Origin of the sequence: Vibrio sp. 1562 (genome assembly GCF_033340155.1) — a bacterium.
Classification (GTDB): Bacteria; Pseudomonadota; Gammaproteobacteria; order Enterobacterales; family Vibrionaceae; genus Vibrio; species Vibrio alginolyticus.
Genome location: NZ_JAWOVY010000003.1, coordinates 42,416 through 68,456 on the forward strand (window position 1 = coordinate 42,416; position 26,041 = coordinate 68,456).

The 26,041-nt window shown below is 42.6% G+C and carries 24 protein-coding genes; 14 read left to right on the forward strand and 10 right to left on the reverse strand.

The window, feature by feature from the left end; translation table 11 throughout:
* Nucleotides 1-11: 11 nt before the first annotated feature.
* Together R7Z49_RS03655 and R7Z49_RS03660 are read left to right on the forward strand one after the other, a co-directional pair.
* Nucleotides 12-521: a hypothetical protein gene (locus R7Z49_RS03655; protein WP_005376378.1), complete on the forward strand. Its 510-nt coding sequence runs from the start codon at nt 12-14 to the stop codon at nt 519-521.
* Between the two features lie 195 nt (nt 522-716).
* Nucleotides 717-1,385 (forward strand): HAD-IA family hydrolase, encoded by a 669-nt coding sequence (locus R7Z49_RS03660; protein ID WP_213866353.1) that lies wholly within the window; start codon nt 717-719, stop codon nt 1,383-1,385.
* A 430-nt stretch (nt 1,386-1,815) separates the two neighbouring features.
* Here R7Z49_RS03660 and R7Z49_RS03665 read toward each other — a convergent pair whose 3' ends face one another.
* Nucleotides 1,816-3,246: a methyl-accepting chemotaxis protein gene (locus R7Z49_RS03665; RefSeq protein ID WP_213866352.1), complete on the reverse strand. Its 1,431-nt coding sequence runs from the start codon at nt 3,244-3,246 to the stop codon at nt 1,816-1,818.
* Nucleotides 3,247-3,560: 314 nt separating this feature from the next.
* On the opposite strand from R7Z49_RS03665, the gene R7Z49_RS03670 reads away from it, so the two are divergent.
* The 3 genes from R7Z49_RS03670 (at nt 3,561) to R7Z49_RS03680 (ending at nt 5,739) form a co-directional block, all read left to right on the forward strand.
* Entirely contained in the window at nt 3,561-3,734 is a 174-nt protein-coding gene (locus tag R7Z49_RS03670; RefSeq protein WP_017820948.1) for a hypothetical protein, read from the forward strand.
* Between the two features lie 81 nt (nt 3,735-3,815).
* Nucleotides 3,816-4,418: an ACP phosphodiesterase gene (locus R7Z49_RS03675; protein ID WP_258489412.1), complete on the forward strand. Its 603-nt coding sequence runs from the start codon at nt 3,816-3,818 to the stop codon at nt 4,416-4,418.
* 67 nt (nt 4,419-4,485) lie between these two features.
* Nucleotides 4,486-5,739 carry a DEAD/DEAH box helicase gene (locus tag R7Z49_RS03680; RefSeq protein ID WP_213866351.1) on the forward strand — a complete coding sequence of 418 codons (1,254 nt, stop codon included), beginning with the start codon at nt 4,486-4,488 and terminating at the stop codon, nt 5,737-5,739.
* Nucleotides 5,740-5,766: 27 nt separating this feature from the next.
* Here the strand turns inward: R7Z49_RS03680 and R7Z49_RS03685 are convergent, their stop codons facing one another.
* Nucleotides 5,767-6,555, reverse strand: coding sequence for an EAL domain-containing protein (locus R7Z49_RS03685; RefSeq protein ID WP_213866350.1), 789 nt, complete (start codon nt 6,553-6,555; stop codon nt 5,767-5,769).
* Nucleotides 6,556-6,742: 187 nt separating this feature from the next.
* Nucleotides 6,743-7,375, reverse strand: coding sequence for a hypothetical protein (locus tag R7Z49_RS03690; RefSeq protein WP_005376385.1), 633 nt, complete (start codon nt 7,373-7,375; stop codon nt 6,743-6,745).
* 183 nt (nt 7,376-7,558) lie between these two features.
* On the opposite strand from R7Z49_RS03690, the gene R7Z49_RS03695 reads away from it, so the two are divergent.
* From R7Z49_RS03695 to R7Z49_RS03705, 3 genes are all read left to right on the forward strand, one after another.
* Entirely contained in the window at nt 7,559-7,801 is a 243-nt protein-coding gene (locus R7Z49_RS03695) for a DUF2164 domain-containing protein (protein ID WP_042520836.1), read from the forward strand.
* A gap of 174 nt (nt 7,802-7,975) precedes the next feature.
* Entirely contained in the window at nt 7,976-8,515 is a 540-nt protein-coding gene (locus R7Z49_RS03700; protein WP_318111352.1) for a cytochrome b, read from the forward strand.
* On the forward strand, nt 8,512-9,081 hold the full coding sequence (locus R7Z49_RS03705; RefSeq protein WP_017634178.1) for a YceI family protein: 570 nt from the start codon (nt 8,512-8,514) through the stop codon (nt 9,079-9,081). Before R7Z49_RS03700 ends, R7Z49_RS03705 begins: the two co-directional genes overlap by 4 nt.
* Before the next feature lie 137 nt (nt 9,082-9,218).
* Here the strand turns inward: R7Z49_RS03705 and focA are convergent, their stop codons facing one another.
* On the reverse strand, nt 9,219-10,670 hold the full coding sequence (gene focA / locus R7Z49_RS03710; protein ID WP_186585330.1) for a formate transporter FocA: 1,452 nt from the start codon (nt 10,668-10,670) through the stop codon (nt 9,219-9,221).
* Between the two features lie 301 nt (nt 10,671-10,971).
* Between focA and R7Z49_RS03715 the strand changes: the two genes are divergently transcribed.
* Nucleotides 10,972-11,877, forward strand: coding sequence for a LysR substrate-binding domain-containing protein (locus R7Z49_RS03715; RefSeq protein WP_005376369.1), 906 nt, complete (start codon nt 10,972-10,974; stop codon nt 11,875-11,877).
* Nucleotides 11,878-12,105: 228 nt separating this feature from the next.
* On the forward strand, nt 12,106-12,588 hold the full coding sequence (locus R7Z49_RS03720; RefSeq protein WP_017634175.1) for a DUF1097 domain-containing protein: 483 nt from the start codon (nt 12,106-12,108) through the stop codon (nt 12,586-12,588).
* Between the two features lie 153 nt (nt 12,589-12,741).
* On the opposite strand, the gene R7Z49_RS03725 is transcribed toward R7Z49_RS03720, so the two are convergent.
* Nucleotides 12,742-14,376, reverse strand: coding sequence for an ATP-dependent endonuclease (locus R7Z49_RS03725; RefSeq protein WP_017634174.1), 1,635 nt, complete (start codon nt 14,374-14,376; stop codon nt 12,742-12,744).
* A 268-nt stretch (nt 14,377-14,644) separates the two neighbouring features.
* Here R7Z49_RS03725 and R7Z49_RS03730 point away from each other — a divergent pair, with 268 nt between their 5' ends.
* The 3 genes from R7Z49_RS03730 to R7Z49_RS03740 all read left to right on the forward strand — a co-directional run bounded on the left by R7Z49_RS03730 (nt 14,645) and on the right by R7Z49_RS03740 (nt 18,500).
* Entirely contained in the window at nt 14,645-16,387 is a 1,743-nt protein-coding gene (locus R7Z49_RS03730; protein WP_318111353.1) for a bifunctional UDP-sugar hydrolase/5'-nucleotidase, read from the forward strand.
* A gap of 622 nt (nt 16,388-17,009) precedes the next feature.
* Nucleotides 17,010-18,029, forward strand: a complete 1,020-nt coding sequence (locus R7Z49_RS03735; RefSeq protein WP_186585326.1) for a TerC/Alx family metal homeostasis membrane protein — start codon at nt 17,010-17,012, stop codon at nt 18,027-18,029.
* Nucleotides 18,030-18,308: 279 nt separating this feature from the next.
* Nucleotides 18,309-18,500, forward strand: a complete 192-nt coding sequence (locus R7Z49_RS03740) for a hypothetical protein (RefSeq protein WP_005376351.1) — start codon at nt 18,309-18,311, stop codon at nt 18,498-18,500.
* A 185-nt stretch (nt 18,501-18,685) separates the two neighbouring features.
* Here the strand turns inward: R7Z49_RS03740 and R7Z49_RS03745 are convergent, their stop codons facing one another.
* From R7Z49_RS03745 to R7Z49_RS03760, 4 genes are all read right to left on the reverse strand, one after another.
* Nucleotides 18,686-19,243: a PhnA domain-containing protein gene (locus R7Z49_RS03745; RefSeq protein WP_005376350.1), complete on the reverse strand. Its 558-nt coding sequence runs from the start codon at nt 19,241-19,243 to the stop codon at nt 18,686-18,688.
* Nucleotides 19,244-19,532: 289 nt separating this feature from the next.
* Nucleotides 19,533-19,742 (reverse strand): YgdI/YgdR family lipoprotein, encoded by a 210-nt coding sequence (locus R7Z49_RS03750; RefSeq protein ID WP_017634171.1) that lies wholly within the window; start codon nt 19,740-19,742, stop codon nt 19,533-19,535.
* 136 nt (nt 19,743-19,878) lie between these two features.
* A complete protein-coding gene (locus R7Z49_RS03755) occupies nt 19,879-22,287 on the reverse strand; it encodes a VolA/Pla-1 family phospholipase (RefSeq protein WP_186585324.1) in 2,409 nt (802 codons plus the stop codon).
* A 20-nt stretch (nt 22,288-22,307) separates the two neighbouring features.
* Complete coding sequence (locus R7Z49_RS03760; RefSeq protein ID WP_005376347.1) at nt 22,308-23,543, reverse strand: outer membrane protein transport protein; 1,236 nt, start codon at nt 23,541-23,543, stop codon at nt 22,308-22,310.
* 422 nt (nt 23,544-23,965) lie between these two features.
* On the opposite strand from R7Z49_RS03760, the gene R7Z49_RS03765 reads away from it, so the two are divergent.
* A complete protein-coding gene (locus R7Z49_RS03765) occupies nt 23,966-24,994 on the forward strand; it encodes a site-2 protease family protein (protein WP_225477855.1) in 1,029 nt (342 codons plus the stop codon).
* Nucleotides 24,995-25,068: 74 nt separating this feature from the next.
* Here R7Z49_RS03765 and R7Z49_RS03770 read toward each other — a convergent pair whose 3' ends face one another.
* Nucleotides 25,069-25,857, reverse strand: a complete 789-nt coding sequence (locus R7Z49_RS03770; RefSeq protein WP_318111356.1) for a M48 family metallopeptidase — start codon at nt 25,855-25,857, stop codon at nt 25,069-25,071.
* Nucleotides 25,858-26,041: the final 184 nt, after the last annotated feature.

Sequence of the window (26,041 nt, forward strand, 5' to 3'; positions counted from 1 at the left end):
AAGGTATCAAGATGAATGAACAACAGTTAGCCAGTATCGAGCGTAAAAATACATGGCTGTATGATCTGGTCGAAGTTGAATTTCCGACACCAGAGAGTTTGAAAGGGCGCGATGTCTATTTCAAAACGCTAGAAAAAGCAACGTATCAAGTAGTCGACAAAGACACACTACTGGAAAGTGACTCTGAATTTAACCCCGACGATATTTTTCTGGTCGATTTTCATCGACTGACCATTATGTTCTCTATCTTGCAATCTCAGCGCTGGGAACAGCAGTATGATAAAGATATGATCATTGAATATCTGACACAGATTATCCTCACGCCAGATTTTGAATTATATGTTGGTTTTAAATCTGGAGTCCCAATTGGTGCTGCTATTGTTAGCCATCTCGAAGGAAATACACTCATCTCTGATGTTGCTGTTTCTGAATCAAAATACAAAAGCTCGTTTGTGGCTGATCTGGCTAAAAGACTAAGCACCGAGCAAAAGCTGTTAGACTCAGTGGTTATCGAAAACTAACTTACACATCAATGTGCATAAAAAGTAAAGCAAGATGACGTTGGGTGATCTTGCTTAGAAAAACTGTAATTGCTCCCTTCTATTTCCATGAAATGCCAAGCTCGTCGTTTCAACAATCCCAAACTCAAATAAGATTAATCCAAACATTCTTAAAATCAGCTTGGGCTTGAGCCTTTAAGACGTCTGGAGATGGCTATGGCAATTACCAATATTAAGTGCGTGATATTTGACTGTGATGGTACGTTGGTCGACAGCGAAGGACTGTGTTGCCAAGCGCTCGTCAATGTATTTAACCAGCATGGGGCTGAGTTAACGATGGAAGAGTGCGTTTCTCACTTTAAAGGAGGAAAGCTCGCTGACATCCTTTTAGATACTAAAGAATTGAAAGATATCAAAGTCCCAATTGATGTTTTAGAGCCGCAATACCGAGAAGAAGTCCAGTCTCTTTTTGTGCGTCACTTACAGCCGATGGATGGCGCAAAACGATTAATTCAGTTTTTGGATTCGCATAATATCGAATATTGTGTGGCGTCTAATGGACCTAAAGATAAAATTGAATACGCTTTGGAGTTAACCGGTTTACTCGATGCTTTCCGAGGGAAAGTGTTCTCGGCATTCGATGCGAATAGTTGGAAGCCTGAACCCGATTTAATCATGTACAGTGCTATGAGCATGGGCTTTTTACCAAGTGACTGTCTTTATATTGATGACACGCCTAAAGGAGTTGAGGCGGGACTAAACGCCGGTATAAAAACGATACAGTTATTTAATGGTGAAGCTATCAATCGTGTTGATGACGAGCGTGTAATTCGCATCCATCATTTAGATGAATTAAAAGAGCAGCTGTGTGGCTGCTCTGTTTGACCTACTAATGGCAAACCGGACTCAAGCTGTGGATGTGCTTAAGTTTAGACTGTAGGTAAGGCGTTTGATGTAGACATTGGATAGATGAGAAGTTTTTTGTATGAAATCCGCAAGCAGCGCATGTGAATTTCTCGCCATCCGATGAAATGAGATATTCATCTCCTTGGCAGAGTGGGCAATTCAGGTTCTCTATGTCTTTTGTGTCTTTGTAATTATTCATATTGTTTTCCAGCAGCAAATTGGAATTGGCAAGATCAAGCATAGCGGAACGCTTTGTTTAAGAACATTATTTCATCCGGTACAGCGAGAACTTGAGATTCACTTCAAATATCCACTTGGATGTCGTAGAAAATATCGAAGGTAATAGTTGAACACGGTTTAAAGAAAAGGGCTCCTTAAGGAGCCCTTGTTGATCATAAGTTCCACAATGTTATGCGGTGCGGTAGCGTTGTAATATCTCACCAAGAGAAACGGAGGCTTGCGTGAGATTAGCGACGCCAGCGGTAGATTGCTCCGCCACTTCTCTGATTGTGCTTGATTGACTACGAATTTCTGAAAGTTCCGATGCAATATCGTTAGCCACTGCGCTTTGTTCTTCAGCAGATGTGGAAATCTGAATGCTCATGTCCATTAATGAGCGTGCTGACTCGGCAATAGAGGTAACATCATGGCCGATTTCATCAATAAGCTGGCTGCTGGTTTGAGCTTGCTGAACGGTTCGGTTGGTGATTGAAGCAATGTTCTGACTCTCTATTTGAAGCTTCTCAATCATGGCTTGGATCTCTACTGTTGCCTGTTGAGTTCTGCTTGCTAATGTACGTACTTCATCGGCAACCACTGCAAATCCACGACCTTGTTCACCAGCACGGGCTGCTTCGATTGCTGCGTTTAGTGCCAACAGATTAGTTTGTTCTGAAATGGCGTTAATCGTTGTGATCACGTCATTAATCTGCGTCGTATTCTCGTTTAAATTGGTTACTGACGTAGAGGCTTGTTCAATATAGCTAGATAACGTCTCTATCTCGCCAATCACGTTTTGTACACGGCTTCTGCTTAGTTCGATCTTCTGGGCATCTTGGTCTGACTGCGCCGTTGCTTGTTGAGAAATACTTGATACCTCCTTTGCAGAGGCTGTCATTTCTTCCATTGCCGTCGCGACTGAATCAAGCGTTTGATATTGATGAGATATCTGGGTTTCACTCAACTGCATATCTTTTTCGAATGCAGAAGATGTCTCGCTCAACATCGTTGCATTATTTTTAACACTATTAACCAGTTCACTTAAGGTATCCATAGACTTGTCTAGCGCACAGCCGATGGTACCGAATTCATCTCGACCAGGGTGAAAACCAAGACGAGAGGTTAAGTCACCGTCACCAATTTTTTCGGTTGTTGTATATAAAACCCACAGAGCTCCTCCGATAAACGTTGCCACCCAGTAAGAGAATAGGGCAAAAGGAATAACCCATAAGAAGCTGAGTAATAGTGACGATAGAGCTGATGATTTTACCGATTCGTATTGTGTGGACATATTTTGAGTCAGCTTAATCACTTCTCCAGAATGCAACTTGGCATAAGCGGTGACAGACCCATCGACAAAAGAACTCTCGCTTACGCGGTTCGATTTCGATACGCCGTCAATTTCTGTAGCGCGGTTTGATTGAGCATCAACGATACCAGAAAGCTTCGCTTCGCTCGCCGAGATGGCTTGCTGCTCAAATTGTTGTATTTCATTGAAGTAGCGGCTTCCAGCCACTGAAGTGAGGGCTACTAAAAATAGTAGGAATATAACCCACATTTTGTCGTTGATAGACATCTTGATAAACAGCCTGTCTATCGTTCTAAACTCAACTTCTCTCATTTAAAGCTCCATTAGAGATAAAAGATATTGACCAAATCTATTGCTATATCGAAACAAAATATGCGAAGTTAATCAGCAAAATATGTAACGAATACTAAATTTAGTTTAAGAAATGAGATCTAAGGACGCCTATAACAGTATGTTATATCTTTAAATTGACATGAATGTTGATAAAAGAGTCATTTCTCTAAAGTGTTAAGTGGATATGAAACCTAATTGCAATCGTTTACTTTTGATTATGCTCATAGGTTTTTAAATCTTTACTTCTCGCTGTCATGAATGTGTCATATAAAGACTATAAAAAGGAGTTGCTGATGTGGATATGGCAAGAGCCAGGCCGTCAGCAAGTAAAAGCAAGAGAGCTTAAAATAAAGGAGGTCACAATGAGCGACCAATACCAAAACGATGAGAGCCTAGAGCTGCTAGATGCGCTTGAAATTGGCATTATCTTGTCGGAATACGTTGGCTCAGACAACGAAGCCGAATAGCGGAACACTCTCATCTCGTCGTAATTGACGTTATACTAGGTTCATGTCACACCAAGCCCTAGAGGCCAAAACTGGCGTCGAATGAACTTTCTAGCCCACCTGCATATCGCAGATCACAGTAACAGCCATTTGTTGGGAAACTTGCTTGGAGACTTCGTAAAAGGAGATCCAAGCAAGCTGTATGATCGCGATATCTCAAATGGCATCAGATTACATAGATTTGTTGACCGTATTACCGACCATCATCCAATCGTCAACGAATGTAAGCCTCATTTCACTGGTGTTGCGCGACGTTTTGCACCTATCGCTTTGGATATGTTTTGGGATCATTGCCTCGCAAAACACTGGAACGACTTTCATTCCGTGCCTCTCGAACACTTTGTAAAAACGGCATACGAGAGAGTAAACCGAGAGGTTCATGAACATTTGCCGCCACGTTTTTTGGTGCTCCACAGCAGAATGTGGCATGGCCGATGGCTTCAATCCTATCAAGATCTAGACAATATAGAATTTGCACTACATCGGATGTCGCAAAGAAGTCCTAGAATGGCAGACTTAACCACAACATTTAAAGTGATTGAAAGTGATTACATCGAATTAGAAGAGAAGTTCTCGTCACTTTATCGAGATGTTTTGCGTCAGTCGTATGATTTTCAGCAACAGCTTAATGACTCAACTCAATGAGATAGAAAAGTAGTATGGCTTTAGGGGCTCTGGTAAACTCTGCGCTCCAAAAATAATGAGGTTACACATGTCTGTTAATTTTGCTGATTTAGGCATCGAACAAAAGCTAATCGAGACGCTAGGCAATCTAAATATCGTGACGCCAACACCAGTGCAAGAAAAGTCAATTCCACACGTCCTTGCAGGAAAAAACTTACTTGCTGCTGCACAAACTGGTACGGGAAAAACGGCTGCGTTTGGTTTACCTATCATACAAACCGTTCAGCAAAAGAAACTTAATGGCACACCTCAAGCATTGATTTTGGTTCCAACACGCGAGCTTGCACAGCAGGTATTTGATAATTTGAATCAGTACTCGGCAGAAACAGAACTTCGCATTGTGTGTGTTTATGGTGGTACAAGCATTGGCGTACAAAAGAGAAAGTTAGAAGAGGGCGCTGATATTTTGATTGCCACGCCAGGCCGCCTTTTGGATCACCTGTTTAATGGTAACGTAAACATCTCTAAAACCGGTATGCTCGTGTTAGACGAAGCCGACCGTATGTTAGATATGGGATTTTGGCCTGACTTGCAGCGCATCTTCCGACGTTTACCTGCAGAGAAACAGATCCTATTGTTCTCTGCGACATTTGAGAAGCGAATCAAAACTATTGCGTATAAACTCATGGAATCGCCAGTTGAAGTCGAAGTTTCACCAGCAAATACGACTGCTGAAACGGTAACACAAATGGTTTATCCAGTGGATAAAAAACGGAAACGTGAATTGCTAGCGTACTTAATTGGCTCGCGGAATTGGCAGCAAGTGCTTGTATTTACAAAAACGAAGCAAGGCAGTGATGAGTTAGCGAAAGAGCTCAAGTTAGATGGCATCAAAGCGGTTTCTATCAACGGCGATAAATCACAAGGCGCCCGCCAAAGAGCTTTGGATGAATTTAAACAAGGTAAGATGCGTGCTTTGATTGCAACCGATGTGGCAGCACGAGGGTTAGATATTCAAGAGCTAGAACAAGTCGTGAACTTTGATATGCCATTCAAAGCAGAAGATTACGTCCATCGAATTGGCCGCACTGGAAGAGCTGGAAAGTCAGGTTTGGCGGTTTCTCTGATGAGTAGAGATGAGGAGTACTTGTTGCAAGCTATCGAGAATCTGCTTGATCAACGCTTACCCCAAGAATGGCTGGCAGGTTTCGAACCAAGTCTTGTAGAAGAAGTTGAGCCTGAACAAAATGGGCGTCGTCGTAGTCGTTCATCTGAGAAGCGTAAGCTAAAAGCAAAATTGGCGATTCATAAGAATCGTGGTAAATCACTTAGCTCTCGCTAAACCGCGCAAACTTTTGTTCTTACATAGTCAGGCTGTTTTTGCCTCTTCATAGACGTCTAACGTTTGGGGGATAGCAAGTAGGTACCCTTGGTACATATCGAAACCGAGCTTTTTCATTAAGCGAAGTTGATGCTCGGTTTCAATTCCTTCGATAACGGTTTTAGAGCATAACGCTTTTGCGAGTGATAATGCATCGTTAAGCGCTTTAAAATCACCGTTTTCATACCTTAGCAATAAAGAGCGATCCATCTTGATTATATCTGGGCAAACGCTTCTCACTCGCTCAGTTGTCGATGCATTGACGCCATAATCGTCAATCGCTAATTTAAATCCTTCAAGACTTAACTCCCGAGCAGCTTGAGACAAAGAGACTTCATCCTCCACCTTCAATTCAAGTAACTCCATGACGATTTGTTCATTCATCAAATGCGATTCATAAATGGTTTGTTTTAGCAGTCGGTTATAAGTGACGTCTTTGACTAGTATCTCTGCCGCTACCGGTAATACATTGAGAAACAATTGTTTTGTGTGAAAGCGAGACTGAGAGAAATTTTTGATATGGATTAGGCGACTTAAGCGTTCAACATTGAGCAAATCTTGAGTGGGAGTCGCTTTGGATTGGAAAAACTGATCTGGCCTAACCATGGTGCCATTGGCATTGCTAATTCTTACCAGTGCTTCAAGGCCAACGATGGAAATATCGTTCTTATATATGGGTTGAAAGACACTGCGGAGAGTGAAGTTCGCGTATTTCGCAATATACTGCCCGTCGGCTTCTTTCCGGATGCAACTAAGTAGTTGCGAGATGCTCATCATTGTTACCACAACCTAAATCAATGTCTCAACATCAGCGTTATCGCGCTAATTTTTCTATTTCATTGGCAATGAATCTAAGTGTGCTCATTAACTCAAGCAAGAACGATGGTAATGGATGGGTAGTTTTGTCGAGTGATATCAAACAAATTGATGAAATAATTGATAATCTCAGCACTTCAATTTGATGCTACCATTGCAGTACGGCATACAACTGCAAATATTTTCTGACTAACTGCTGTTTGTTCGAACGCCGTAAAGGATGCCCAAACTTAATGTAACAAGGGCTAATACCGAATCGAGTGTCCAACGATTGCGTGAGTTGCGACTCGCTGGTGTACAGTGTGATTCCTTGTTCTGTGTATTCGTTGATCTGATCGGGTAGTTCACCCATCCACCAATGAAGCAATTCTCGGCTCGTTTTGCTGCGACTTATCCAATGATCGCAAACCAAAAAGAGTAGGTCATTAGGCTGTAAGGCATAGCCATATTCACTCTGCCATTCCGTAATTGATGAGAGTAAGTTTTCCCGGCAAGATTTTCCGGCACTGACCATATGGTGACTCAGAACCCAGACAGTGCCAATGTCGGATGAAATTCGATAGTGATGGGGAAGGTCTGGAGAATCCAACACTTCGATTGGCTTTATCACGCAGTTGTATCCAAAGTGACGAAAAGTATGTTCCATCCTTCTTGAAAACGCGAGACCAAGATGATGCTCACTCATGCCTTGGTTATGCACCGCAGGGTAATGCTTTTCACACAGCTTAAGACAGTCGTCTTGAAAATCATTAACACTTTGAATAACTAGGTCGAGTAGCAAAGAATATCCCTTAATAATTACAAAACGAACTGCAAAAGGTTAGCATAGTCTTTTGAGAATAGACTAATTTACTTCGGCAACTTCTTGATCTAAACACCAAATTTCTCACAAATGACCGTGTCTAATCTTTAATAGAGCAACACGAAAGAAGCAGAAGTTGAACAAAAATTTGAAAGGGAAAAAATGATAAAGCTAGAACGCGCACAAAAAGAGGCGTTGGCCACCGCCATTCAAGATTACATGCAAGACGAGCTAGATGTTGAAATTGGCCAGTTCGATAGTGAGTTTCTAATTGATTTTATTACAGAAAAACTAGGGCCAATTTATTATAACAAGGGTGTTGAAGATGCTAAGTTACTGGTTGAACGCAGAATGTTAGAAGTTTCCGAAGAGCTGTATGAGATAGAACAAGAAATTAAGCTGTAAGTTTCAGTTTTACAAACGATTTAAAGTTCCTTCAAAAATTTCGAACAACTTGATAGATACGGTACCATTGGCTGGATGTAAATGATGGTAAATAATCTGTTTCATATGACGTAAATAGGTTAATGTAGTGTTTCTTGCTCAGCATTAACTTAGGAATATATCTAGGAACTTGAGATGGATACACTGGTAAAGAATTACAACCTTACTGCACGCGTGATGCATTGGTTATCAGCGCTGTGCATTATTGGTCTATTTGCAGTGGGTTTGTGGATGGTCGACCTTAGCTATTACAGCGAATGGTATCGAACTGCGCCGCATTACCATCGCTCTGTCGGTATTTTACTCGCTATTTTAACTTTAGCACGCATCGTATGGAAACATGTGACGGCGTCACCAAAGGTAGAAGGCAAACGTTACGAAGTGCTTGCTGCTAAAGCGGCGCATGGTGTCATGTACCTACTATTGGTCACCATCTTTGTTTCAGGTTACCTCATTTCAACGTCTGATGGACGCGGCATCGAAGTGTTTAATTGGTTCACCGTGCTAGGAGCGGGAGAGTTATTCCCAGGCCAATCAGATATTGCAGGTGAGATTCACTTCTATGCAGCTTGGGCAGTCATCCTGATTGCAGGCTTACATGCTATTGCTGCACTAAAACACCACTTTATCGATAAAGACAACACATTAAGAAAAATGTTAGGAGCTTCAAAATGAAAAAGTCACTTTTCGCTACAGGATTAGCTATCGCTATGGCACTGCCATTTGGTGCGCAAGCTGCAGATTATGTCATCGATACCAAAGGTGCTCACGCTTCAATCAACTTTAAAGTTAGCCACTTGGGTTACAGTTTCATCAAAGGTCGTTTCAATACATTTTCTGGTGACTTTTCTTTTGATGAAAACAACATTGCTGACTCAAAAGTAAATGTTGTTGTTGATACAACCAGCCTAGATTCAAACCATGCTGAACGTGACAAACACATTCGTAGTGGTGACTTCATCGATGCTGGTAAATACAGTGAAGCAACCTTTACGAGCACAAAAGTGGTTGATAAAGGCAATGGCAAACTAGATGTAACTGGTGATTTAACGCTACACGGTGTTACTAAGCCTATTACTATTGAGGCTGAATTCGTTGGTGCTGGCAGTGACCCATGGGGCGGCGAGCGCGCTGGCTTTGTTGGCAACACTCGCCTAGAGCTTGCTGACTTTGACATCCCAGTAATGGGTGCTTCAAGCTACGTCGATATGGAACTTCATATCGAAGGTATTAAGAAGTAATTAGTTCCTTTTAGATACACTAAAAGCGCTCTTCACTTGAAGAGCGCTTTTTTATTATCTTAATCACATCACTAACATCGATAAACCAGTCAGTGATAGCGATTGAAAGCCAATAGACGTTGTAAATGTTTAGCGAATTACGCTGTTTCTAACTCGCTTTTTTCCACTAGGTTTAAACGCTCACCAAAAATCGGGCGTAGTGCTTTTAATACTTCAGTACGAGTAACCACCCCGACCATCTGCCCATTTTCAAGCACAGGAAGCACTTGTGGCTTACTTACTTTGATACTTTTAGCGCGTTCTTCGAGAGACAAAGACGTCAAGCGAGTGGCAATACCCATACTGCTCGCTGGGTACAACTGCTCTTTATCGATACATAGGAATTCCACAACATCAACGAGGCGATCACCAGCGTCAATTGCGACCACATCTCGGCTCATGATGTCGACGACTTTTTGGTCTTTCACCGGAATGTAGTCCTCACACCATAGTTCTACCATCACATCGTGAGCAGAGAAGAAGCCAACTAATCGATTTTGTACGTCTACAACAGGTGCGCTCGTTACGTGATTATCAAGTAACACATCCAGCGCGGCTGCAATTGGCGTTTCTGCACGAATGGTGACTGGTTTTGGGTTCATAATGTCTTTAACAAAAGAGGCATTTTTCATGGTGAAATCCTTAACTGACGACAGTGTTGTAGTTGTAGTGATAGAAGAAATATTCGCTGCTTTTAGTTCTGGTCGGCGAAAAATACACCAGTTTGAAAGGCCAACTAATACCGCTCCGCCGACGATGTTGCCAAGCGTGACAGGAATTAAGTTAGCGGTAATAAAGTGGCTAATGTTTAGGTCTGCGTATTGTGACGCAGGCATACCGACAGATGCCCAAAAAGATTCAGGTGCAAAATTCGCGATAACAATACCAAGTGGAACCATAAACATGTTCGCAACACAGTGCTCAAAACCGCTGCTGACAAACATTGCCACAGGCAAAATTGTCATTGCTGCTTTTGTCATTGCATTTGCAGAACTAAATGTTAGCCAAATCGCTAGGCAAACCAATAGGTTACAGAGAATGCCGAGTGCAAACGCTTGAATGAGAGTGTGGTGAAGTTTGTGTTGTGCGATGTTAAGCGCATTTAATCCCCATTGACCGCCATCCATCTGATAAAGACCAGCAGCAGTAACCAGCGCAAGTAGGAACATCGCACCAATAAAGTTACCAACGTAAACTTTGCCCCAGATCGAAAGCATCTTACCGAACGAGATTTGCTTATTGGCCCAAGAAATACTGGATAGGACGGAGCTGGTAAATAATTCACCACCGCAGATCACTATGAGGATCAATCCCATGCTAAATGCGAGTCCACCAGCTAGGCGGCTCAAGCCCCAACCAGCGCCCGTACTGCCGGTGGTCACCGTGATGTAAAACAAGAATGCTAACCCGATGAACGCGCCGGCCATAATCGCGAGGCTTAATGTCATACTGCTGGTTTTGTTTGCCTTACTTAACGCAAATTTTTCCGCTTCAACCATCATCTCTTTTGGAGAAAAATACTGGTGATTTTGAGAACTGGTCACCGCCATATTGACTCCTTAATTTGTAATCGCATAAAAAATCCTTGGTTATTAACTCAAAAATGAAATTGTTGTTTTTATTAAGAGCCTCAATGACTTCGGTTTCAAAACCATTGAGGCTTGCGGTGTTCCCGAACCGCGTACTCAGAATAGGGAGAACGGTTAGTAAGGTAAAATTGATAATATTTAGAAACCTCATCAAATTAATTGATAACTTTACGGGGCTAGGTAAAATGAACTCTATTGCTTATTGGGGCATGCTTTAACAATTGTGGGAATTGGGAAATACCCACTAATAATGGAGGACACTTTGCGCTACTCACTTAAGCAATTAGCGGTTTTCGACGCAGTTGCAGATACCGGCAGTGTAAGCCAAGCCGCAGAAAAATTGGCTTTGACACAATCAGCGACGAGCATGTCGCTTGCGCAATTAGAGAAGATGCTTGGCAGGCCGTTGTTTGAGAGGCAAGGCAAGCAAATGGCGTTAACCCATTGGGGGATGTGGTTACGACCAAAAGCAAAACGCTTGCTACAAGATGCATTGCAGATTGAAATGGGCTTCTATGAGCAACATTTATTGAGTGGTGAGATTCGTATGGGAGCGAGTCAAACCCCAGCAGAGCACTTAGTTCCCGACCTTATCAGTATCATTGATAATGACTTTCCAGAAATGCGTATTTCCCTCGGTGTACAAAGTACAAAAGGGGTGATTGATGGGGTATTAGATTACAAGTATGACTTAGGGATTATTGAAGGGCGCTGTGATGATAACCGTTTACACCAAGAAGTATGGTGTCGTGATCATCTTACTGTTGTCGCAGCTTCTCATCATCCTTTTGCGCGTAATCAGTCTGTTAGCCTTGCGCAGTTAGAGCAAGCGAAGTGGGTACTAAGAGAGCATGGCTCAGGCACACGAAAAACATTTGATAGTTCTATTCACCACCTTATTGAAGATTTGGATGTGTGGCGCGAGTACGAACACGTTCCGGTGTTACGTAGTTTAGTTGCTAATGGTCAGTACCTTACTTGCTTACCGTATTTAGATGTAGAGCGATATATAGAAGCAGGTCATCTTGTGGCATTAAATGTACCTGAGTTAAAAATGGAAAGGACGCTTTCATTTATATGGCGCTCAGATATGGCAGAAAACCCATTAGTCGACTGCATTAAAAGAGAGGGGCTGCGAATGATGAAAGGGAAGCCTTCAGTTCTTTAAAGGTTGATTAAACATGCCTACGAGATGAGTTGGGTTTATTCCCTAAATCTGTTGATTTATCGGTTGCGTCAAACTTTTAATGTAAATTGTGAAAACAATAATATCTTATTGTGATCAATATCACCGATAAGCTGAGCTGATGTATCTAACATGTGTCCTTGATTTCAATGTATGAAGGCAGTTATTGAACCATATAGGTACGATAATAGCCGAGTAGGTATGACTACCATGACGACACTTTTAGCTATTTCTATCACTACTGGAATTTTATCTGGCGTATGGGGTTGGATCGCCATCTCTTTAGGTTTGCTTTCTTGGGCTGGTTTTTTAGGTTGCACGAGCTACTTTGCAGCGCCAACGAGCGGATTGAAAGGACTAGGCATCAGCTTAATCACCAATATGACAGGCGTATTCTGGGCAATGGTAATTATTCACGGTTCCACTTACGTGGGGTTGGAAATTATTGGCTATGTGATTACCGCTATTGTGGCATTCTTTATGTGTATTCAAGCTAAACAGGCTTGGCTCGCGTACATCCCTGGTACTTTTATTGGTTCATGCGCAACATTTGCGGCTGACGGAAACTGGCAACTAGTCATTCCATCGTTGTTGCTAGGTGGTGTGTTTGGCTATCTAATGAAAGCGACAGGGCTATGGTTGCATACGAAATCAACCGCTACTTCTTCTTCGCTTGCTGAGCAAGCACAGTAGTGAACCCCCGATCTTGTTGGTATCCACTGTGTATTGAGTTTTATCCCTCTCAATACCCTTAATCAAAATTAATGATGTTTGATACAAGCACACCAAATTGGTGTGCTTTTTTTGTATTACAAGACAATACGCTGAGTGTGAAATACGCCTAACTCATGTATTGCCGTTGGCCATGGTAACAACGCGTTTAAGTGTCCAGCGCAGAAGTACAGGAATACACTCCATGCCTTTCTCTTCACAATGAGAAACAATAGCCAAAGCTAAGTCCGGTTTTGCATGTTTTTTCAAAACACGATTTACGACTTTTTTAGCAGGGATAGGGTGGTCATGAGGAACTTTGATGATGTCCTTAAAGAAAAGTTCAAAACCATTGTTGTACAGAAAGTGCTCGATGTCTCGGTCGGGTAACTCCGTAAGTCGATGCCTTTCCTGATCATGGTCGAGCTGTGCTCGCACTGCATGAGCGTACTTTTTCCCTGCTGGGTCGCCATCGGTAACGACATGCCAATCAATACCAAACTCTTTTGCTACTTTGATGAGTGATTTTAGACCTGATTGAGCAAACTCAACGATTTGAACCCCTTCGGCAGCCAAGTCATACCCGCATTGACGAGCCAGTTCATGAAAAAGCCAAACTTCGGTTTCGCCCTCAACAAGTAACCAGCACCGCGCAAATAATGCTCCTGAACGATGAAAACGAATATGGAAACCAATTCGGCGCAACTCATCTCGACCAAACTTTGTTGAGTTTAAACTCTTAGCGATGGTTCTGTCTGATAGCCGAATTAAACGTCGAATTGAATACAGTGGAACAGAACCGAGTAACGTGCCACTGTTGGTGGTTAATATCTTTTGCATTGGCAACAATTGCAATAAGGACCACGCTCTCGCTAGATGAGTTGGATGCAGTCGACCTTCTGGATCTTCAATGATCAGTATTGGTCTCGCACAGCGCCTTAAATCGGTGGGACCCTTAGCTTGAAGATAGGCATTGAGTAACCCCATTAAAAGCAAGCGGCTTTGTTTGTCATTGGTTTCTTTCAAGAACTGACTCAAGCCTTTATCAGAGGAAGGGCTTGTATAGAAAAGACCATCACGAGGTTTGCGTGGGTTGCCTTTACTGACACTTCTGAACGCGAAATAGTGTTCAACAAGCGTTTGCATTGAGTCGAGGCTACTACGAATCTCACCTTTATTCACATGGCCAGGCATAGCCAATAAGCGTCGACAGGTGTTGTTGATTCGTTTTTCAATCCGAGCATTTTTACCATCGCCGTTGACATGGTTTAAATCAGGGAAGCGTCGGGAGTCACGTAGTCGGATTACAGGATGAAGTGTCATTAACTCAATAGCGAGTTTCTCTGAGTGGTGAAGTTTTTTGGGTTTGCCGTTATGATCCAAAAACGCGTACTTTGTATTAATGCCGTGCTCATCGCGAGACGCACTAATACGATAGTAAATGACTTGCTCACCATCTTCGTTGGTGCACCATGTAGGCTTTATGCGTCTGTAGCGTCCCGCTTTTACTTCGTTTTTATCCTGTGCTTTAAAACAAACAATGATCTGTAAGTGTTGTGTTTGTGGATGAGAAATTGAGTAGTCAACGTGAAAATCTTTCAGTTTGAATTGATACAATGAGCCATTGGCAGGTAGTGCGATGGAAAGGGCATCGAGCAATGATGATTTGCCCCACGTGTTTTCACCGATAAGCGTGGTGAGTTCGTCAAAAGAGAGTGAAAGGCGTTTGATGCCTCTAAACCCGGAGATTTCGATGCGTTCTAGTCTCATCTCAATCCTCCTTGCAATTATTTGAATTATCGAGAGTTATTTTGCTACTCCTAAGCATATATGAATTCGGAATTTTTGAGTTAAGCTCAGTTCACAAAATTACGAGAGCCTCTTACTGAATAGAGACCGTTACAAGCGAGGCTTGCTTTCAAAGCTGGGGGACAGCATCGTGATCACTTAAACATGAAATCCTAAATCGCAGTTTCATAAAATTCATGATTCTGTCATGATTCACTTCTTATTATTATAAGGAATGAAAAAAGAGAAGATGAAGATGAATAACAATCATAAGCCAGTGAGAATCAAACTGGCACACATCAATGACACACATTCCTACTTTGAACCAACGTCATTACAGTTAAAGCTTAAGATAAACAATGAACTCACGCTAGAACCCTATGTCAGTGCTGGCGGCTTTTCTCGTATCGCAACCAGAGTCGAGCAGTTAAGAGATGATGCTCAGCGCCAAGGTCATGGGATGTTGTTCCTCCATGCCGGAGATTGCTTCCAAGGCACGCTGTATTTCTCACTATTTAAAGGCAAAGCCAATGCCGACTTATTGAACGCATTAAAGATTGATGCAATGGCGTTAGGTAACCATGAATTAGATATGGGGAATGAGCCAGTTGCATTGTTTTGCCAACGTACTCAGTTCCCATTGCTTGCTGGCAACTGGGATTTATCCAATGAATCACTTAAAAAACCTCACCGTATCAGTGATTGCAAGGATGTATATAGTTACCAACCGGATACACAGAGCGCTCAATACATTGTTAAAGAATTCCATGGTGAGCGGGTCGCGATTTTCGGATTATCCATAGATAAAATGAGCGACATCGCAAACCCTGATGCAGACACGCCTTTTCACTCAGCAATTGAAACCGCCAAGGCGACCGTAAAACAAATCCATTCATCAGGTATAAAAAATATTATTCTTCTGAGCCACTTAGGTTATGAAGGTGATTTAGAGTTAGCTGAGCAAGTCGCAGGTATTGGTATAATTGTTGGTGGACACAGCCACCGGTTGCAAGGTGATTTTTCATCAATAGGGTTAGGACAAGACGATCCCTACGGTATCAAAATTAATGATACCTATGTGGTGCAAGCGGGTTTCCATGCTTTGACAATGGGGCACTGCGTCATTGAGTTTGATGAACACGGTAAAGCAACGATGTTGAGTGGACAAAATGAACTGTTGCTTGGTCGACGTATTTTTTGGGACTCGACGCTAAACCAACAGCTCGACCAAGGTGTATTCGAAACCGCGTGCGACTTCATCCATGGTCAACCGAATGTCGTGGTTTGTAAGAAACACCCGGAAACTCAAGCGATCCTGAGCGATAAATATATTCCTCAGGTCAGGCAGTTACAGTCACAAGTCATTGCTAGTGTTGACACCAAAAAGCGTCATGTGAGAATTCCCGATGAATTTGGTGAGAGTGAGTTGGCTTCCTCCGTTGCCCGATCATTTCTGCACTGTTTAAACAAACGTGGATATGACGTTCAATTTGCAATTCATAATGCGGGTGGCGTGCGAATCTCTTTGAACCCTGGCAACATTACAGTGGCAGACATTGCCGGACGGCTGTTGCCTTTTGCCGTTCCTATCGGCTTTTACGATGTAAAAGGCAGCGCTATTCGCCGTGCACTTGAAGGCGCGATAAATAATGCACTCAACAATGGCGTAGAAGGCACTGGATCTGGCAGTTATCCGTACACTTACAATTTAAACTTCGAGTATCACGCAGATGCCCCAAAAGGTGAAAGAGTTCAATCATTAGTGATTTTTGATGGCAAACAATGGGTTGGTGTTCAAGATGATGTTTGGTATCGAGGGACTTCTTCTGCCTATACGATGAAAGGGAAAGAGGGGTACGACGCATTGCAGGAGATGAAAGGAGAAGGGCGTGTGACCAGTTTGTCCATGGCTGATTGTTTTATTGAACTCCTGACCGATGAGCCAAACTGTTTGAATCAAAGTCACAAACTTTACACAAAGCGACGTCGATAATAGATACTGGTATTGATTTTGCTGCTCTCCACTTACTACATGCGTTGATGAGGATGGCAGTATGTGGAATAAAGATTGGGCAGATACGGCAGTCGTAGTTGCTTGGATCGCAATTTGGTCGACACTGGTCTACTTTGTGCCTCTAAGCGGCTTTTGAATTGCTAAGAATGTGGATGTTACAAAAGGGAGCAGTAATGCTCCTTTTTTGTATCTATCTTCCCCGTTAGGGCCCTAACTAATGAAGAGTTTGTCTTGAGCCATTTGCTGCTTTTTGTCTGTTTACTATAGTTCAGGTGGTTGAATCCATTTCTTTCTTTTTATAGTGCTTCCTGATTTTTGATAAGAATTTTATTTCGATAAGACAAGGTTTTTTTGTTGGAAAGCCTGACGCTCGGCGTTATTATGTCGGCGTTTGGGGAGTAGTTAGCGCAAGTTTACTTATCGTCATCTCGTTAAGCATCAGCTTATCCGGTAAGTAAAGGTGTTACGTGGTTCATTCACGTCAACACTTCAACGAGACCAACGCATTCATTGACTAGCAGCACATAATCGTTATGTGGCTGTTGGTTGTTATTGTCTGCGGAAGGTCACCAAACGAAGTCCTTCCGCCATGGGAGGAAATATGTCTCTTATCGAAAATACCACCCAATTGAGCCAATCGGTGCCTCTTCAAGAATCATTAGCGATGTATGGTGCTTTTGGTTTATTTACCCTTGTTCTTGTTACGCTTGATATCTATCAAACACGTGGTGGCGCTATCACGATGAAAAAAGCCATCGTTTGGAGTGTTTTTTGGTTCTTGCTTGCCTTTGTTTTTGCAGGTTCTATTTATTTATTCTGGGACTTTTACGCGCCACATAGCGCTTATACGAACGACAAAGCAACGATTTCATTCTTAACTGGTTACTTACTAGAGAAGTCGCTAAGCGTGGATAACTTGTTTGTGTTTGCCATCATCTTTGCACAATACAGTGTGCCGGAGCATTTGCGTCCGAGAGCATTGCTTTGGGGGGTGATAGGTGCGCTAGTTTTACGCGCTGTCATGATTGCGGTTGGTGCTCAGTTACTTTCACAGTATCACTGGGTATTGTACTTATTTGCTGCTTTCCTTATTTGGACGGGTGTTAAGCTAGCTCGCGACAAAGGCGAAGCAGAAGAGGTTAATCCATATCCGGAGCAGTTGATTCGAAAGGTATTGCCAGTTACAGATGACTACCAAGGAAATCACTTAATCTTAAAGCAAGCTGGTAAGTGGGTGGCAACACCGATGCTGATCGTTGTTGGTGTCATTGCAGTAATGGACGTTATGTTTGCGTTGGATTCTATACCAGCTATATTCGCGGTAACGCGAGAGCCATTTTTAGTCTTAGCCGCGAACGTATTTGCATTATTGGGTTTGCGATCGCTGTACTTTGTTCTTCAAGCAATGTTAGATAAGTTTGTGTACTTAAAACCAGCATTATCAGTAATCATGATGTTTATCGGGGTGAAAATGCTATTGGTTGGAACAGAATATGAGATTCCGACAGCATGGTCTCTCACATTTTTAGTTGTTGTGATGACATCGGCAGTGGTGGCATCACTCCTAAAAAATAAAGCGAAGCGTCAAACTAGCGTTAATATTACTAATCAAAAAATATAAAGTAAGCACTAAAATCAAAAGAAATAACGAAAAATATTGTTAAATATATGTTGTTGCTCAAGGGGCGATTATGCAGGTAATGTTCAGTTATTCAATGTAATTACAGCAATTGTGATTATTTATGCCGTTATTATTCATTTGTATTTTTGAGTTTTGTAATGAGTTTGTTTTATTAGAAATTCTAATTTGAATGGGTAAAATTTGTCATTTCTTAAACAATAAGAAACTGACTAATATACAACCAACTAAACAGACTACTGCTTTTAAAGAGAGGCAATCATGGCACAAGCAATGCAAATGACAAATGTAGCTTTACCAACCTCTATGGATAAGAAAACCTACGCGGTTAACTTCAAAGGACTGATTGCTCACTTACTGGACATTCTATTTGTAGATAACACTGCGCCACGCAGTTACTACGCAGAAGACTTGTCAGCACATATTCAAAAAGACATCGGTATGTACCGTTAATATTGAAATAGTGTAAGAAATACCGGCCTATGAGCCGGTATTTTTTTATTTGTAAAACATGCCTACTCAACCTACGCCCTAGAAAAGAAACACTCTAGAGGAGGTAGACATGAGAGTAGATTAAGTGTTGTATAGAAAAACGGGGCACCATTGGTGCCCCGTTTTGACATGACTGAAGTGCGATATTACTTCTTGCGGCAGTATTCTGCGATCACGTACATCGACTGACCACCATTTGCCTTACCCGAAACTAGCTTTGGATCATCGCCAAGGCTAATACCACGAATCACTGTACCTTGTTTGATTACTTGGTTAGTGCCTTTTACTGGTAGGTCTTTAATTACTGTTACATCGTCACCTTTCTTAAGTTCAGTGCCGTTACAGTCAACCGTTTTATCGTCAGCAGACATCCCTTTCATTGCCCAGTTCATTTGCTCTTCTTCCATGTACATCATGTCAAGAGCATCTTGAGCCCAGCTTTCTGTGTTTAGGCGAGTGAGTTGGCGCCATGCAGTCACTTGTACAGCAGGAACCTGGCTCCACATGCTTTCGTTTAGACAACGCCAGTGGTTAATGTCTTTTGGCTCATCGATCTCACCCAGACACTTATCACAAACCATGATGGCAGTATCAACCGTCACATTACCGTGAGGTGGGACAGCGTATGCAGTTAGTTGAGATTCAGAAGAACACAGTTCACATTTTGACTCGCAGCGCGCAAGCAGAGTAGCTTCAATAGACATAAGGACTCACCTTAGTAATGTTATTTTGTGGCGGTATTATCCACTTTATCCTGAGAAATAAAAGGGTGTTAGCGAATTAAAGACTAGATTTTACAATACTCCAACCTGATTAAGGTGAAGATGTAAAATATTCGCTAAATAAATAATACGGAAGTATAAAAGACACTATTAATTGTTTTGGCTTATGAATTAGTTGTGTCAATTTCTACAACGATTACAAGCCTAAAAGAGGTAAATGTAGAGAGAGGGTGGCTAGAACATAGCCCTCTAATTTACAGAGGGCCTGTCGTTAACGTTCGACAATCTGGACAATTTGCTCTTTTGAAATACTCATTTCTTTACCATCCATGTCTTCATACTCGTACATACCCGTTTCCTCGTTCAGGTCTGGTTTACCGTAAGAGGTAATAATTTTCCCTTCATTTGTCGACATCAGATATTGGCTACTTCCGCATGCAGAAAGAAGTAATACAGTGGCAATAACAGTCAATACGCGCATAGAGTTTTCCTTTTAAACAAGTGAGTTAGGCAAAGACATCGATTTAACTATAGCAGAGGAAATATGAGTGGGTTTGAATAGAATTGAAATGAAAAAGCCCAGTAGAAACTGGGCTTTGGTAGGAAGGGTGTTGCGATTACTTCAAAACAGAAGTGTTAGTGACACCTGTTAGTGTGTCATCCATTAAGAAGTCAGTGTTTTCCATCTGCATCTCTACATGATGATCAATATCAGACAGAGTGCCATTTGGCGAAGCAAAAGTACTGTGCGATGCAGTAGCATTAAACTGTACAAAGCTCGCAGTTGCATTCACATCAGTGTCCGTACTGTTCACAGTCTTCAACCCTAGCTTATTAGCAAGCGGTTCAGTACCCGCGAATGGTGCATTTGGAACGCTGTTTGGTACTGTGCTATCGCCATCCACTTCTGTCATAAAGAATGGTGTCGTTAGCGAACCAGATGCCACTAAATCTGAAGCGTTTGTGAACGGATCGACAGTGTCTAGTGTAGTCTGTGCTGCATAGATAAATTGTGAGAAACCTGCTTCTAGCGCTGCTACTTGAGCTTCCGTTGCCGCAGCCTCAAATGCTTCGTAACATGTTTTATCTTCTAGATCCGCACATGATGCATCAGCGTAAGTCGCATAGTCTTTTGATGCTGCATAAGCGAGGTTATGTTTGATCTGAGGGCCGTAATTGTCTGAACCCAGTAACAAATTACCAATTTGTCCACCAGAGTTCTGTACTGATGCAGAACTAAAGGTGTACAGCGCATCGGCAGTAGGGCTGCCCAATGTATTGTTTGCTGCTGCGACGGCAGATGTAGCTACAATACCGCCAAGTGAATGACCTAGCATTTTGACCTTTGAACCCGTCATTGGGTTGAAGCCTTGCAGAGGACCTCCAGCTAAAAGACCGCCTTGAGCAGATACTACCAAGCTAGCGCGCAAACCTAACACATCCAGAACACTTTGACGTAGGTTGTCACGCGCAACGGCTAAGTTGGAAAGATTTAGATAAGCCAGTACATTCGCATTTGCGGAACGTTGTTCATCTAAGCTGCGCGTACCATGAATAGGTAAGTCAATAGCGATAACTGCCACACCTGCTTTTACCATATTGAACGCGAACGCGTACGCATTCTCTTTCGCTGAGGTGATGCCGTGTTGATAAATCACAACGTCTGTCGCGACGCCAGATTTAGGTGTGAAGACCAGTACTTCGACATCTTCAACCGATTTCACTACGGGAACAGGCGAGTAGCGAGTTATGATACGCTCACTATCAAGCTGGGTACCATCGATAAGAGTAAGCTTAGCTCCAACAAGTTTTAGCTGCTCTGTAGGATCTGTAGCAAGCTTTGTCACATCAACAGGATCATTTGCAAAAACGCCTGTTGATAGCTGCTGAACCATGTTTGCTTGCTCGTTCGGATCCGCTAATGCTGCGCTTAGCTTCGCTAGGCTTGGCATCGCAGATACCATTGGTTGCATGTTCCAGCTTGCGCCTTTTTCCAGGTAATGAGGCAGTCTTACCACACCTTGTGTCACGCTTACATCGGCACCTGATTGCATGTAAAGGCCTTTAATTGCCGTTTTAGCTGCGTCTTGATCGCTAATGTATTTACTAAAGTCATCGTCAGAGTCTAGCGCAGTGCTAAAGTCTTGGGTTTCACCGAGCGTTATTGTGTAGGCCGTTGATAAGTCAACTGAACCTTCGTTTGAGTCATTTTTGTAAACGGTATTTAGTGTGTTTGCGCCGGTAGAAAAACCAGTAGCGGTTACTCCTTTGACTGCCGCTAACGTATCACCTACAGACTGGGTACTGAACCATGAGGAGTAAACGATGTCGTTAGGGTTTACTTTGGCGATACCAAAAATGCCTTCAACCGCCTGAGTGACTGCTTGAACAGAAGCAAGGTCGCCAGTTTCATAAACGATTTCTTTCGATTTACCAGTCGCATAACTTGCTGATGTACCAATTGGCTCACCATTCACGTCAGTAACATCTTGTGTAACCGCAAAAATGTACTCGCTTGACTCATCAAGTGCAGCCAAGAACTGGACGTATAGAGAGTTACCTTTTGCTTGAACTACGTAGTCCTGATTCTGAACGAGTACCTCTTCGATTGGGTTAGATTTACCGTCCCACTCGGTTAAGCGTTGGTTAATCTTGATGACTTTAACACCAGACGGCAACATGCCCGTTGCAAAACCATCGCCTTTAAAGTTCAGAACGATTGGCATAGACGTTGACCATCCATCCATCGTATTCATCGAGGCTCTAGGGTTGGTTAAAGCATCATCGCCATCAGTTGGCAGACCAAGCGTACCATCGCTTGTGTCCATTAATAAGTAAGACGGTGCCGGTACATCTGCGTTCGCTCCTTGAAGCGTAAAACTGATGGATGTTTCGCGATCAAGCAATGCTTGGACTTCATCTTCAAATTGAACTTTGTCGGAAGTACCAGAGCTGGAGGTATCATCACCACAACCAGCAAGAAGGATTGCAGAACAAAGCATTGATAATTTAAACGTGTGTTTCATTGGTTTACTCCGTAATCCCATTATTTGAAGGTGTAGTTCATCTGTACCGCGCTGATGTAAGCAGTACCTTCTGAGTCAAACTTAATCTCTTCACCCAGAGCATTTGTCTCAGTGAAAGAGCCTGATTTACTCTTAACAAGTGCAAAGCCTGCATCGAAAGTTAAATTCTCACTCATTGCGTAAGTTAGGCCCGCGCTGTACCAAAAACGGTCACTGTCAGGGATACTCAATGTCGCTTCACCTGCTTGTTCGTCGTACGCAAAGCCTGCACGGAATGTCCAGTCTGTATTAAGTATGTAAGTTGCACCAATGGAGTAGCGATTGTTGTCTTCATATTTCTCAGGTTTAAAGAAACATACTCCGTCATTACATTCGTTACTGGTCGCTTTTAGTTCTTTAAATGTGCTCCAGTCGGTTTGTTGCCAGCCGTAATGTACAGCCCATTGTTCATTCAATTGATGGAAAGCCGATAATTCGATAATTGAAGGAAGAGAGATTTTTAAACGGCCATCCACTTTTGGTGATGAAGCTCGACCAGAGTCGTAACTACTAAACTCACCGTCATCAAAATCTAGATCAACCTTAGAGCGGTAGCCAAAGCCAAAACGGTTGTTTTCATTTAGCTCAAATAAAGCGCCGACATTCCAACCCCAAGCGAAAGTTTCGCCTTCCATGCCGACAAGGTTATCGGACTTATTACCACCTAAAATACCGGCGAGTGCGCCTTTGTGACGAGTCAGCTCTGCTTCAGCGTATACGAGGTTGATACCACCACCGACACTGAAAGACTCGTTGATACGGTAAGCGACATTAGGGTTGATGTTTACTGAAAGTAGGGAAGTGTCACCCGCCATATCACCTGCGGAAATATCATTTGGATAGTCGGTAGCAACACCGTATGTTGTGAACATACCGATACCCCAAGCCCAGTTATCATTGATAGGGCTGATGTAATAACCTGCTGGCACGATCTGTAAAGGAGCGACATCTTTCGCGTGTTCATTGTTTACAGTGTCGTACACATCGACTTCAGGGTCGATGATAGATAACGCGCCCGAAAATTGAGCTTCTTTGAAAAGTGTCATTGCTGCAGGGTTACGAGCAAGGACGCTGGCATTATCTGCGACAGCCCCTTCACCTGAAAATGCTCGACCAAGACCAGATGCCGAATGTTCAGCTACCTGGAAGCCCGCTGAGTGGGCATTACACGCAAACAATATTGAAATTGTAAGCAGAGAGCAGTGCTTCTTGTTCATCCTTGACCCTCCTAGGGTGTCATAATGCTGGACCGAAGTCCTTGTAATTGTTGTGTGGTACTTACACCAATTGTTAATACGCGAAATACAACGATGATGTAAATGTAATGTTAATTGTATGTTTAATAACTTGTCAAAGTTTGAGCGTATTTTGCGTTTTAAATATGATGCATAGGTCAAACGATGGCTTGTAAGGGCATGTATTATCTTTATATTTTTGAAGAGAATGGTACGACCAGAATTGTTTTGCGAGCTTTATAGTTAAATAACGATCAAATCAAGAGATAGCTCGCTTTGCTGTTTCTTCACTTCACAGGCATAATTCGCGCTCGCTATGTAGTTATTCAATAGACGCAATAGGAACCGCATTGGAATTACTGAATGTTGAATTTTTAGGTCGTTCGCTAAGGCTCGAAGGATCGATGGCTGGGTGGCAGCAGTTATATTGGGATAATACGTTGGTGTCTCAAATCGATGCCAGTGACAATACCGCAGAGACTTGTCTACACCAGTTTAGGCTCTCTGCGGGTGAGGAAATCCTGAACTGTCATTTAGAGTGTTCTTTAACATGGCAACCGTTTGAAATGAGTTACAAGGTCACAATTAACGGTGAGCTCGTCAATGAAGGTTGTCGAAATGAAAAAGACATCGAGCGCCAAGTGCCAGAAGTTACGCCACCATCCGAAAAGCGTTTAAGTGTAATAGGCCTCGTATCTCTTGGGGTGAAAGCACTTAAAAGTGCGAAAGTTATTAAAGTGGCGTTAGCGTCTGCAAGTCTCGCTGCATATTCTTGGCTATTTTCCATCGAGTTCGCGCTAGCGTTGATCGCTTGTTTGGTTTTTCATGAATATGGTCACATTAGAGCGATGAAGTATTTTGGAATGAAGACCAAAGGAATCTATTTGATTCCATTCCTAGGTGGTTTGGCGCTAAGTGACGAAAAGATAAACACGCGCTGGCAGGATGTGGTTATCTCAATCATGGGACCATTTTTCGGTTTAGTACTTAGTATTGTTTTTACTTTGCTTTATTGGATGACTGGTGAGGTGATCTTCGCTGGGCTTGCTGTGTTTAACGCCTTGCTAAACCTATTTAATCTGCTGCCTATTTTACCATTAGATGGTGGCCATGTGCTCAAAAGTATTACCTTTTCAATGAATACTTGGGTCGGGTTAGTTGGCAGTATTGCGACCGCTTTATTAGGCATTTTTATCAGTTACTATTTCGGTCTGACGTTGCTAGGGTTTTTATTGTTAATGGGAATGTTGGAAGTGGTGATGGAATGGAGAGCTCGACATCAAAGCCATTTATTGCCATTAACCCGTTATGGGCAGCTATTCTCACTGGCTTGGTACTTGGTCTCTGTCGGAGGTTTTGTTTCTATCATCTGGTATTTTGCCACTCTCGGAGATAGTTTGTTAAGTTTGCCGCTACAGATATTGGGCACTTGATTAGAATCATTAAAAGCTCCCTAGGGAGCTTTTTTATTTGGCAAGCTTAAGTAGTAGACGATAGTAGCAATGAATTAGCCACATCTTGGTGCTTTCGCGTTATACGCAGGCAGCTTATTTATGGTTGCTTGTAAATCTTTAATGCGCGTACTGTGCGATGGGTGGGTTGAGAAGAATTCAGGTGGTTGAGAACCACCTGATGCAGCACTCATATTTTTCCATAAATCGACACTTTGACGTGGGTCGAAACCTGCTTTTGCCATGAATTCCAGCCCGACAATATCAGCCTCAGATTCCTGAGTACGACCGTATGGCAAAATAACACCGTATTGGACACCGACACCAAGTGCCGCCATCGTCATTTGTTGATACTGTTTGTACTCGGAAGCTCCAATGGCAACGTTTGCTAGAGACAACCCGGCATTTGCTAACTGACTTTGTGAAAGACGTTCATTACTGTGGTCAGCGAGGACGTGAGCGACTTCGTGACCAATAACTGTTGCCAACTGATCTTGGTTTTTCGCGACATCTAAAAGCCCGGTATACACGCCGATCTTCCTACCTGGTAGAGCAAACGCATTGACTTGTTCACTATCAAAAACAACGACTTCCCAGTCTTTAAATCCAGATTGAGCGGGAATGGTGTCAGTGATGTGTTTGGCAACGCATTGAACGTAGGCATTCGTTTTGCGATCTTTGCTGATTGGGATATCTTTCTTCATTTGTTCGAAAGATTTAGCGCCAAGCGATGACATTTCCTGATCTGAAAACATCAGGATCTGGTTGCGACCCGTCGGTGATGCGCTACACGCTGTTAAACCCGCGATAGTTAAAAGAGCAGAGGCTTTCATCCATACCTTCATAACAGGCTCCATTTAATTTTTTGTTTTGAAGCAATAGTATATACCCAAATAGTAACATGATGCATGGATCAAGTTATTCATCTGATTAATAAAGAGGGTGAGATGTTACGTCTTGAAGTTATGCCCAAGTAGCGTCTATGCTAGCTTCCTAGCACGTCGTTACAACCTAACAAACCAGTTTGTG